This window comes from Micropruina sp. (assembly GCF_047607385.1).
In the GTDB taxonomy this organism is placed as follows: domain Bacteria; phylum Actinomycetota; class Actinomycetes; order Propionibacteriales; family Propionibacteriaceae; genus Micropruina.
The window spans coordinates 1-8,059 of the sequence record NZ_JASGDE010000087.1; the positions used below are offsets into that span (position 1 = coordinate 1).

Sequence of the window (8,059 nt, forward strand, 5' to 3'; positions counted from 1 at the left end):
AGGCACCCTTGGTGTGCTTGTCATAGCCAAGATGGTCAGTGATCTCGCCCTCCAGCGCCGATTCGAGCACCAGCCGGGTCAGCTCGGCCAGCAGACCACCCTCACCATCAACCGGAAGCCCCTGGCGTTGCGCCTCACCCACCAGCTGCGCGACCAGCCCCCGATCCACCACCGGCACCGCCGGCCCCGTCACTGTCACCGCCACGCTCGACTCGACCCCCTCCACCACGGCCACCGGGACCGCTTCCAACTGCTTACTCATCGTGTTCCTCCTTGATAGGAGTTACACCGTTGAAAGTACAGTCCCTGATCCGGGTCTTGCCGTCTCTCCGAGGACTGCACCACGACCACCACACCACGACCGCGACCAGCACGCCGGCGAGATCGGCCATCACGTCGGTGATGTCGCCGTCCCGGCCTGGCAGCCAGGAGGCCTGAATGATCTCGCTGAGCACGGCATGCCCGGCGAACACCACGGTCGGCCACCAGTGCCGGGAGAGCAGCACCGCCAGGGTTGTCGGCGCGGCGAACCCGAGGAAGTGCAGCACCTTGTCGGCGTAGGGGAACAGTTCCACCGCCCCGGGCTCCACCGGGGCGTAGAGGCCGTAGAAGTGGGCGGCCAGGGCCAGCGCGAACGCCACCCAGGCGCCGATCCGCAGCCAGCGCGGCGGGTTGCGGACGAGGCCCGCCAGCGAGCGGTCGAGGGCCGCGTCCGGGCGAGTATCGGGTGCTGTGGCAGAACGGGGGCTGGCGGGCATCGCTCCAGTTTGCCAGCCGACGCTCGACGGGCTCGCCGAGTCTCGGTCCTCCTGACCGAAAACGTGGCCGTGGCACAAGCCCCGGCGCAACGCTGGAAGAATCACGGCATGCGTGTCTACAACTTCTCCGCTGGCCCCGCCATGCTTCCCGAGCCCGTCCTGCAGCAGGCCAAGGACGAACTGCTCGACTGGAACGGTTCCGGGATGTCGGTGATGGAGGTGTCCCACCGCAGCAAGGAGTTCGTGGCCTGCGCCGAGCGGGCCGAGGCGAGCCTGCGCGCCCTGATGGGCATCCCGTCCAACTACACGGTGCTGTTCCTGCAGGGCGGTGCGTTCGGGCAGTTCGCTGCGATCCCGCTCAACTTGGCCGCCGACGGTGCGTCGGCCGACTACCTGAACACCGGTGACTGGTCGGCCAAGGCCATCTCGGAGGCGAAGAAGTACGTCACCCCGCGGGTGATCGTCGACGAGAAGCCCGACAACTACGTCCGGGTGCCGGCCCAGGGTTCCTTCCAGGTCGGCGCCGACGCCGCCTACCTGCACTACACCCCCAACGAGACCATCCGTGGTGTCGAGTTCGGCTACGTCCCGGACGCCGGCGACGTCCCGCTGGTGGCTGACCTGAGCTCGACGATCCTGTCCCGTCCGGTCGACGTGTCGAAGTTCGGGCTGATCTACGCCGGCGCCCAGAAGAACATGGGCCCGTCCGGGATGTGCGTGGTGATCGTCCGTGACGACCTGCTGGAGCGGGCCCGCCCGACCACGCCGTCGGTGTGGAACTACGCCCAGATGGCTGCTGCCGGCTCGATGCTGAACACCCCGCCCACCTTCGGCTGGTACCTGCTCGGCCTGGTCTACGACTGGGTGCAGGCTCAGGGCGGCCTGCCCGCGATGGCGCAGCGCAACCAGGCCAAGGCCGACGCGCTGTACGGCTTCATCGACTCTTCCGACTTCTACTCCAACCCGGTGCAGGCGGACAGCCGTTCGTGGATGAACGTGCCGTTCCTGATCGCCAAGCCCGAACTGGAGAAGACCTTCGTCGCCGAGGCGACCCAGGCCGGTCTCACCAACCTGGCCGGCCACCGCAGCGTCGGCGGCATGCGGGCTAGCATCTACAACGCCATGCCCCTGGAGGGCGTTCTGGCTCTCATCGACTTCATGAAGGAGTTCGAGCGCAGCAACGGCTGACGCTCACCACCACCATGCCTTTTCGCATTCGCACCCTGAACGCCATCAGCCAGGTCGGCCTGTCCCGGCTGCCCGGCGACCGCTACCTCGTCGGCCACGACGTCACCCACCCGGACGCGTTGCTGCTGCGCTCGGCGAGCCTGCACAACCAGCCGATCGAGGAGTCCGTGCTGGCGGTGGCGCGGGCCGGCGCCGGCACCAACAACATTCCGATCCCGGACTACTCCAAGCGCGGCATTCCGGTGTTCAACACCCCCGGCGCCAACGCCAACGCGGTGAAAGAGCTCGTCGTGGCGGGATTGTTCCTGGCCGCCCGGAACATCGTGGACGCCGCCGCGTTCGCGCACCGGCTGGAGGGCGACCACGCCACCATGGACAAGCTGGTCGAGGCCGGCAAGAAGAACTACGTCGGCTTCGAACTGCCCGGCCGGACGCTGGGCGTGATCGGGCTGGGTGCGATCGGTGTCGAGGTGGCCAATGTGGCCGTCTCGCTGGGCATGCACGTACTCGGCTACGACCCGGGGATCACCGTGCAGCACGCCTGGGCGCTGTCGTCCCAGGTCGAGCACGTCACGTCGCTCAACGATCTGCTCAAACGGTCCGACATCATCACCCTGCATGTGCCGCTGGTGGCGGCCACCAAGGGCCTGATCGGTGCCGAGCAGTTCGCGGCGATGAAGTCGTCCGCGGTGCTGCTCAACTTCGCCCGTGGACCGATCGTGGACGAGCCCAGCCTGCTGCACGCCCTGGAGAACAACCAGCTGCGCGGCTACGTCTGCGACTTCCCGACGCCGACGCTGAACAAGCGGCCCCGGGTGGTCACCCTGCCGCACCTCGGGGCGTCCACCAACGAGGCGGAGGAGAACTGCGCCCGGATGGCCGCCGACGAGCTGCGCTGGTACCTGGAGGACGGCACCATCCAGAACTCGGTGAATTTCCCGGACGCCCGACTGCCCCGCGGCGCCGGCACCCGGCGGGTGGCGATCGCCAACAGCAACGTGCCGAACATGGTCGGTCAGATCTCCACCATGCTGGCCGATGCCGGGCTGAACATCTCCGACCTGCTGAACAAATCGCGCGGTGATCTCGCCTACACCCTGGTGGACGTCGAAGGCACCGTCCCGGACGGGCTGCTGGAGCGGATCCGCAGCATCGCCGGGGTGCTGTCGGCGCGGCTGATCTGAGTCTGTGGACGTCGCTGCGGCGTCGGTGGATGTCGCAGCGTCGTCGACGGGCCGGTTCTGGCGTCCGCGATCGTGAGCCGTCGGGGTGTTTCGGCCGACGGCTTGTGGCCCGGGGAGTTCTGACCTCGGAGTGGTGTGCCGCCCCGGTATCCACTCCTCGCTGCGCGGCTCACCGCTCCTTGGTTTCCAGTTCGCCGATCTCGCCATCGGCAGCCAGTGGCCGGTTCCGCGTCCGATTTCGTGAAATAACCCGAAAGCCGTCGGCGAACCTGACAGTGGGCACCGATGGTGAGATCGACGTGCCCGGCGTCCGAACGGATCCTGACGCCGGCTGCCGGACGAGGCCGCGAGGGCTTGCCACCAGGTGGATCGCGCGTAGCGTGGACGGCATGAATGCGACCGATTCCACCTTCATGGGCCTGCTTCAGGCCCAGGTCCGCAACGAGTTCTCCGCCAGCCAGCAGTACATCGCCGTGGCGGTGTGGTTCGACGCCAAAGATCTGCCCCAATTGGCCGCGCACTTCTACCGTCAGTCCGTCGAAGAGCGCAATCACGCGATGATGCTGGTGCAGTACCTGCTCGACCGCGACGTCCATCCGCTGATCGGTGGGCTGGACGACCCGCAGACCGACTTCGACTCGGTGACCGCGCCGATCGCCTTGGCGCTGCGTCAGGAGAAGGAGGTCACCGGCCAGATTGAGGCGCTGTTCCGGGCAGCTCGGGCCGAGGACGACGCTCTCGGCGAGCAGTTCATGCTGTGGTTCCTCAAGGAGCAGGTCGAGGAGGTGTCGTCGATGTCCACCCTGCTCGCGGTCGCCGAACGTGCCGGTGACAACTGGTTCCACCTGGAGGAGTTCCTGGCCCGGGAGTCCGTCGGCGACGCCGGGCACGACACGTCGGCACCCGAGGCGGCGGGCGGAGCGCTGTAGCTTTTCGCCGGGCAGCGGCGGCAGCGGACAACATCGTGGCCTGTCCTGGCGACACCCGTGACAACACCTGCCGGGCAGTCTGTGACGACATCCCGTCGTGAAAGGTGCCGTCATGGAATCGCTGATCGCCCTGCCCACCCACCGTGAATCCGCCAAGCGGCCGAACCGCCACGGCCAGCCGTGGGTGATCGCCGACTACGAGTTGCTGGTCCAGGGTGTCCGCGAGGGGCTGGAGTTGCCGGCGCTCGCGTCCCGGATCGGGCGAACGGAAACCGTGCTGCTGCCTCGGCTGCGTCGACTGCTGCCCGTCGCGCAGCGGGACTGCTTCCCGGAGTTGGTGCTGGATGCGTTGCGCACCGCGCTGGCCGACGACGGCTACGACTGGCGTCACGAGATGCTCCTCTCGCCTCCGATCGTCCGCAACGAGATCATTCGCTCCGGCCTGGACGGGTTGACCGACGATCAGGCGGTCACCATCGGCTATGCGCTGCTGGCCAGCGGTGGCGCTGAGGAGGCGGAGCTGTTCGAGCAACTCGCCCCGCGGCTGAGCGAAAGCCGGCTGATGGACCGGCTGGTCGATCTCCGCGCCTGTCGGGTGGTGCGGTCGTCCCCTTACTCGGTCGACGCCGACTCCGCCTGGGCACACGCCAGCTACTGGGTGCACGGCCGCCGCGGGTACCGTAACTGGCACCACCAGCAGGTCTTCGAGCCCGACTGGTGAGCGGCGCCGGCGAGCTAGCGCCCCGGCCGCCAACCTTCACCCGCTACGCGACGCCCTTCGTCCACCGGGGGACGGTTCTGGACGGTTGAGTTTCAACCATCGGGGACGGTTCTGGACGGTTGAGTTTCAACCATCGGGGACGGTTCTCGACGGTCGAATCTCAACCACTCAGGGACGGTTCTGGCTCACCGGCGTCAACGTGACTGCGTGGCTGCCTGAGTGCGGGCAGCCACGTGCTCCTAAGTAGCTACCTGGCGGCCGATGAATCGCCCGCGGATGCAGTAGAACCGTCCCAGCGGTCGAAACTCAACCGTCGAGAACCGTCCCCGGCGGTTGAAACTCGACCGTCGAGAACCGTCCCCGGTGAACGAAACCGTTCCCGGTGTTCAGCTGAGGCGTTGGAGGATCAACTCCCGGACGCGGGCGGCGTCGGCCTGACCGCGCATCGCCTTCATCACAGCGCCGATCAGGGCACCGGCGGCTTGCAGCTTGCCGTCGCGGATGCGTTGCGCGACATCCGGGTTGGCGGCGATCGCGGCGTCGACGGCCTCGGTCAGGGCGCCGTCGTCGGAGACCACGGCCAGGCCGCGCACCTCCACCACCTCGGACGGCGAACCCTCGCCGGCCAGCACGCCGTCGATCACCTGCCGGGCCAGCTTGTCGTTGATCGTGCCGGCATCGATCAGCGCCTGCAGTTCCGCCACCTGACCAGGGGTGATACCGACATCCTCGAGCTCGACACCGGCGGCGTTGGCGCGCCGGGCCAACTCCCCCGACCACCATTTGCGGGCCGCCGCCGGCGCGGCGCCGGCGGTCACCGTCTCGACGATCAGGTCGAGCGAACCGGTGCCCAGCACGTCCCGCATCTCCAACTCGGTGAAGCCCCACTCGGCGACCAGCCGACGGCGGCGCTGCGCGGGCGGCTCGGGCAGGGTCAGCCGCAGCTGCTCCACCCACTCGGACGCCGGCGCCACCGGCACCAGGTCGGGCTCGGGGAAGTAGCGGTAGTCCTCGGCCTGCTCCTTGGAGCGTCCCGGCGAGGTGTAGCCGCCGTCCTCGTGCCAGTGCCGGGTCTCCTGCAACACCCGGCCACCGGACGACAGCACCTCCCCCTGGCGCTGGATCTCGTAAGTCAAAGCCCGCTCCACCGAACGCAGCGAGTTCACGTTCTTGGTCTCGGTGCGGGTGCCCAGCACGTCCGAGCCGGACGGCGCCAGCGACACGTTCGCGTCGCAGCGCAGCGACCCCTGCTCCATCCGGACGTCGGAGACGCCGAGCGCGCGCAGCAGCTCACGCAGCTGCGCCATGTACGCCCGGGCCACCTTGGGTGCCGCCGCCCCGGTGCCCAGCACCGGCTTGGTGACGATCTCCATCAGCGGGACGCCGGCCCGGTTGTAGTCGAGCAGCGAGTAGTCGGCACCCTGGATGCGGCCGGTCGCACCGCCGACGTGGGTGAGCTTGCCGGCATCCTCCTCCATGTGCACCCGCTCGATCTCTACCCGGTAGGTCACGCCGTCGACCTCGACCTCGGTCCAGCCGTCGAAGCAGATCGGCTCGTCGTACTGCGAGGTCTGGAAGTTCTTCGGCATGTCGGGGTAGAAGTAGTTCTTCCGGGCGAACCGGCACCACGGCGCGATCGAGCAGTTCAGCGCCAGCCCGATCCGGATCACCGACTCGATCGCCTGCGCGTTCACCACCGGCAGCGCCCCCGGTAGGCCGAGGCAGACCGGGCAGGTCTGCGTGTTCGGCGCCGCGCCGAAGGCGGTCGAGCAGCCGCAGAACATCTTCGACGCCGTGTTCAGCTCCACATGCACCTCCAGCCCCAGCGCCGGGTCGTACGCGGCGAGCACGTCCTCATAGGCCATCACGGTCACAGCGCTCCCCCACTCTCTCGGGCCCAGAGTTGGTCGGTCAGCAGCCCGCCCCAACGGGTCGCCAGGGCACCTTCCAGCGCCGCCCCGACCCGATACACCCGGTCGTCGGCGAGCACCGGCGCCATCACCTGGAAGCCGACCGGCAGGCCGTCCTCGGGGGCCAGTCCGCAGGGGAACGAGCCCGCCGCGTTGCCGGCCATATTGGACGGGATGGTGCACAGGTCGGCGGCGTACATGGCCAGCGGGTCGTCGGTGCGTTCCCCGATCCGGAAGGCCGTGGTCGGCGTGGACGGCGAGACCAGCACGTCGACGGTCTCGAAGGCGGCCTCGAAGTCGCGGGCGATCAGCGTCCGGGCCTTCTGCGCCGAGCCGTAGTAGGCGTCGTAGTAGCCGGAGCTGAGCGCGTAGGTGCCGATGATGATCCGGCGCTTCACCTCGGCGCCGAAGCCGGTGCCGCGGGTGCGGGCCATCACCTCCTCGGCGCTCGCCGTGCCGTCGTCGCCGACCCGCAGCCCGTAGCGCATGGCGTCGAAGCGGGCCAGGTTCGAGGACACCTCGCTGGGCATGATCAGGTAGTAGGCGCCCAGCGCGTAGTCGAAGTTCGGGCAGGAGACCTCGACGATGTCGGCGCCGAGCTGTTCCAGGGCGTCCAGGGCCTCGCGGAAGCGCAGTTCCACCCCCGGCGCGTAGCCCTCGCCGCCGAGTTCCTTGACCACGCCGATCCGCATCCCGACCACGTCGGCCTGCCGGGCGGCGGCGACCACGTCCGGGACGGGGGCGTTGACCGAGGTGGAGTCCATCGGATCCCAGCCGGCGATCACCTGGTGCAGCAGGGCGGTGTCCAGCACGGTGCGTCCGCACGGGCCGGGCTGATCGAGGCTGGACGCCATCGCGATCACCCCGTACCGCGAGGTGCCGCCGTAGGTGGGCTTCACCCCGACCGTGCCGGTGACGGACGCCGGCTGCCGGATCGAGCCGCCGGTGTCGGTGCCCAGCGCCAGCGGCGCCTCGAAGGCGGCCAGCGCGGCCGCCGAGCCGCCGCCGGAGCCGCCCGGGATCCGGTCGTGGTCCCACGGGTTGTGGGTGGTGCCGTAGCCGGAGTTCTCCGTCGACGAGCCCATCGCGAACTCGTCCAGGTTGGTCTTGCCGAGCACCACCAGCCCGGCGTCCAGCACCCGCTGAGTGACCGTCGCGTTGTACGGCGGACGCCAGCCCTGGAGGATCCGCGAGCCCGCGGTGGTCGGGGCGCCGGTCATGCAGAAGATGTCCTTGACCGCGAGCGGGACGCCGGCCAGTGGGCCGAGCTCGTCGCCGGCGGCACGGGCGGCGTCCACCGCGTCGGCGGCGGCCAGCGCGCGCTCGCCGTCCACGTGCAGGAACGCCTTCACCGCGCCGTCCACGGCCG

At 69.1% G+C, this 8,059-nt stretch carries 7 protein-coding genes and 1 pseudogene; 4 read left to right on the plus strand and 4 right to left on the minus strand.

The window, feature by feature from the left end; translation table 11 throughout:
• Together QM582_RS07830 and QM582_RS07835 are read right to left on the minus strand one after the other, a co-directional pair.
• Positions 1–262 (minus strand): annotated as a pseudogene (locus QM582_RS07830) (IS256 family transposase); the annotation flags it as partial.
• The gene (locus QM582_RS07835) at positions 255–758 is read right to left on the minus strand and encodes a VanZ family protein (RefSeq protein ID WP_415083285.1); all 504 of its coding nucleotides are present in this window, start codon (positions 756–758) and stop codon (positions 255–257) included. The gene QM582_RS07835 and the pseudogene QM582_RS07830, both read right to left, overlap by 8 nt.
• 108 nt (positions 759–866) lie before the next feature.
• Between QM582_RS07835 and serC the strand changes: the two genes are divergently transcribed.
• From serC to QM582_RS07855, 4 genes are all read left to right on the plus strand, one after another.
• Positions 867–1,946, plus strand: a complete 1,080-nt coding sequence (gene serC / locus QM582_RS07840; protein WP_415083287.1) for a 3-phosphoserine/phosphohydroxythreonine transaminase — start codon at positions 867–869, stop codon at positions 1,944–1,946.
• Positions 1,947–1,960: 14 nt separating this feature from the next.
• The gene (locus QM582_RS07845) at positions 1,961–3,130 is read left to right on the plus strand and encodes a phosphoglycerate dehydrogenase (RefSeq protein ID WP_415083289.1); all 1,170 of its coding nucleotides are present in this window, start codon (positions 1,961–1,963) and stop codon (positions 3,128–3,130) included.
• A gap of 389 nt (positions 3,131–3,519) precedes the next feature.
• Positions 3,520–4,059: a ferritin gene (locus QM582_RS07850; RefSeq protein WP_415083290.1), complete on the plus strand. Its 540-nt coding sequence runs from the start codon at positions 3,520–3,522 to the stop codon at positions 4,057–4,059.
• 112 nt (positions 4,060–4,171) lie between these two features.
• A complete protein-coding gene (locus QM582_RS07855) occupies positions 4,172–4,780 on the plus strand; it encodes a hypothetical protein (RefSeq protein ID WP_415083292.1) in 609 nt (202 codons plus the stop codon).
• Positions 4,781–5,166: 386 nt separating this feature from the next.
• On the opposite strand, the gene gatB is transcribed toward QM582_RS07855, so the two are convergent.
• Together gatB and gatA are read right to left on the minus strand one after the other, a co-directional pair.
• Positions 5,167–6,645, minus strand: a complete 1,479-nt coding sequence (gene gatB, locus QM582_RS07860) for an Asp-tRNA(Asn)/Glu-tRNA(Gln) amidotransferase subunit GatB (protein WP_415083295.1) — start codon at positions 6,643–6,645, stop codon at positions 5,167–5,169.
• Positions 6,646–6,650: 5 nt separating this feature from the next.
• The coding region (gene gatA, locus QM582_RS07865; protein WP_415083294.1) for an Asp-tRNA(Asn)/Glu-tRNA(Gln) amidotransferase subunit GatA at positions 6,651–8,059 on the minus strand (1,409 nt) is incomplete at its 5' end.

Coding starts and splice junctions, on each gene's coding strand:
- QM582_RS07835 (WP_415083285.1), bottom strand. CDS start 758: ATGCCCGCCAGCCCCCGTTCTGCCACAGCACCCGATACTCGCCCGGAC.
- serC (WP_415083287.1), top strand. CDS start 867: ATGCGTGTCTACAACTTCTCCGCTGGCCCCGCCATGCTTCCCGAGCCC.
- QM582_RS07845 (WP_415083289.1), top strand. CDS start 1,961: ATGCCTTTTCGCATTCGCACCCTGAACGCCATCAGCCAGGTCGGCCTG.
- QM582_RS07850 (WP_415083290.1), top strand. CDS start 3,520: ATGAATGCGACCGATTCCACCTTCATGGGCCTGCTTCAGGCCCAGGTC.
- QM582_RS07855 (WP_415083292.1), top strand. CDS start 4,172: ATGGAATCGCTGATCGCCCTGCCCACCCACCGTGAATCCGCCAAGCGG.
- gatB (WP_415083295.1), bottom strand. CDS start 6,645: ATGGCCTATGAGGACGTGCTCGCCGCGTACGACCCGGCGCTGGGGCTG.